The sequence below is a fragment of the Armatimonas sp. genome (assembly GCF_043760365.1).
Classification (GTDB): domain Bacteria; phylum Armatimonadota; class Armatimonadia; order Armatimonadales; family Armatimonadaceae; genus Armatimonas.
In genome coordinates this window covers 1-2,575 of record NZ_JAYUPA010001046.1, presented here as the reverse complement: position 1 = coordinate 2,575, position 2,575 = coordinate 1, and the positions used below count along the sequence as shown (strand labels likewise).

At 58.2% G+C, this 2,575-nt stretch carries 2 protein-coding genes; both read right to left on the bottom strand.

The features are described from left to right. The coding region (locus ACH2EH_RS26725; RefSeq protein ID WP_395146500.1) for a thiamine pyrophosphate-dependent dehydrogenase E1 component subunit alpha at positions 1-1,022 on the bottom strand (1,022 nt) is incomplete at its 3' end. A gap of 357 nt (positions 1,023-1,379) precedes the next feature. After that, positions 1,380-2,405, bottom strand: a complete 1,026-nt coding sequence (locus ACH2EH_RS26720; protein ID WP_395146498.1) for an acyl-ACP desaturase — start codon at positions 2,403-2,405, stop codon at positions 1,380-1,382. Positions 2,406-2,575: the final 170 nt, after the last annotated feature.

Here is a 2,575-nt window from a genome sequence, read left to right as displayed (position 1 = left end):
CGGTAGGTGACGGTATCCAGAAGCACGGGCCCTTCGCCCGCTTCGATCAGCGCTTTTTTGCGCGCAATGGCATCAATCACCGCAAGGGGGTTGTAGCCGTCCACGCGCTCCGCGTTCATCTGATCCGCATTCAACCCGGCTCCCAGGCGCGCCAGTACGCCAAAGCCGCCGGTCTCGCCCACGGGCTGGCCGCCCATGCCGTAGAAGTTATTGACAAAATTAAAGATAATCGGCAGGCCACCGCGCACGTGTTCGGGCCAGAGGGTCTTGAACTGGTCCATCGTCGCAAAACACAGTGCCTCCCAGACGGGCCCGCAGTTGGCGCTCGCATCGCCGATATTGGCAATCACGATGCCTTTTTTCTGGTTTACTCGTTTGTAGAGCGCCGCGCCCGTGGCGATATCTGCGGAGCCACCGACAATGGCGTTGTTGGGAAAGACACCAAAGGGGGTAAAGAAGGCGTGCATCGAGCCGCCCATGCCTTTGTTAAAGCCTGTCTCACGCCCGAAGATCTCCGCGAGGGTGCCGTAGAGCAAGAAGTCAATCGCGAGGCCCTGAACCGTGTCCGCTGCCGCGTCTTTTTCGACAACACGCAGTACGGAGCCATGGTCGTAGCTGCGCATGATCTCCAGAAGTGTCTCGTCGTCAAGCTTATCAATGGCGGAGAGGCTCTTTGCGAGAATCTCCCCATGACTTCTATGGGAACCGTAAAGATGGTCGTTGGTGTCGAGAAGATAGGCCTGTCCTACTGCGGTCGCTTCCTGACCAATCGAGAGGTGCGCGGGGCCACGGTGGTCGTAGACGAGGCCCCCGAACTGACGCTGGGTCTTGACTTCTTGCAGCAGGCTCTCAAAGACTCGGATAACGGCCATATCCCGGTGGATACGGCGCAGATCGGAGTCGGAGTAGCGGCCTCGCTCTTCGGCGAGGGACTTCTGATACTGATTGACGGGAATAGGATCGAAGGTGACTTGCCCCGGTTTTCGAACATCTTCCGGGACAATGGAGATAGACTTTGGCATAGCGCCCCTATTGTATCCCAAACCGACTCCGAACCCACCCGGCCACTCGCGAACCCACCCGGCCACTCGCACGGCTCGCGTCCACCCTCCCTCAGGGCAGGGAGGGTTGGTAGCAAAGAAAAATCGCCCGGGTCAGTTGCAACTCTAGGAGGACTCCCCATCTAGAAACTGGCATTTCTAGGTGGAGAAGAAGCGGGTGTGGAGAATCGAACTCCCGTTACCTGCTTGGACTCGCCCCACTTGTGCCATCTACTAGGCCCCGACACCGACTTGGTACACGAACTACCCCCCTCCCAACCCTCCTTCGTAGAGGGAGGGTGGATGCGAGTGGTGCGAGTAGCCGGGTGGGTTCAGGGCTTACACCGACAGGATGGTTCGCGAGGTGCTTGGCCTTGGGGCGGGAATGGTGGGGAGCGAGATCAGCCGGGGATAGAGCGCTTGCTGCGCTTTCTCCTCTTTCGTCTCGATCCGATCCGCGATCTCATCGGCCTCGCGTGACGGCAGACCGGCGCTCTTGAGCTGTGTGCGGCTAATTTGTAGGTCTTCGAGGATCGGCTTGCGGATCTTGGACAGATACATCTTGGGGCCGTAGATCCCCGATGCCTCTATCTCCGCACCGCGTTTTTCCCACTCGGGGATCAGGGCGTGCGCGGGCATGGCAAAGTTATCAAAGACATACTTCAGGTCCACAATCGTGCCCTCGGGATCGAGGGCGAGGTAGGTCTTGACACCTTTGCGGAAGAAGTTATAGTGCGCGCTCTCGTCGGCGGAGACCCAGCGCAGGGTTTTATCGAGGCACGGATCACCCTCACCGGTCTGGTGGACGAGGCGGCGCAGGTTGATGTAGTTCAGACCCGTGGCGAGCTCCTGGATCATGGTGTAGCAGATCATCTGGCGTGGTGTCTCAAACGGCAGACTCCACTCGGCCCCCAGCAGCGAGCGCTCGAAGTCCTTCATCTCATCTTCAGTGCGCTTGCCCGAGGCGATCAGCCAGCGCTCCAGTGCCATCGAGTGCTTGCTCTCCTCGTAGCCCCAGTTGGCCTGGAAGAGCGCCCTGCCCCGCGAGCGGCGAATCAGTGCCATGATCTTGCTGGTGTAGTCCGGTAAGAACGACTCCACGGCGCAGAACGACTCCAGAATCGAGACCACGAGCTCTGAGGCGTTGCCTTGCGCCTCCGCCCAGGGAATGTCGTCCACCACACTCCAGCGGCGTTTTTCCTCGGCATTCTGGAAGTAGCGCAGGTACTGCTCGTAGAAAGCCTCCTCAATCTGGCACTGGATACTGGTGCTCTTCTGAGGCGTGAGAGGCTCGTCGGGCCAGTGAGTACGTCCGTTGGTACAGAGATTCGCTATTGTCTCATCGTCATTCTGGTCATTTTTCATGGTATTTACAGAATATCGTATCCCTGGCAGAGGGCAAGAGCATGGGACAAAAGTCCCTATTTGGGGTCTGCGGTACAATATACCTCTTGCAAAAGTCATGGCGGCGGCGGATCTTTCTCAATTTTATGAGTCACGTACTCATAGTTGTAGATGGCACAGATCAGATTGAA

Coding starts and splice junctions, on each gene's coding strand:
- ACH2EH_RS26720 (WP_395146498.1), bottom strand. CDS start 2,405: ATGAAAAATGACCAGAATGACGATGAGACAATAGCGAATCTCTGTACC.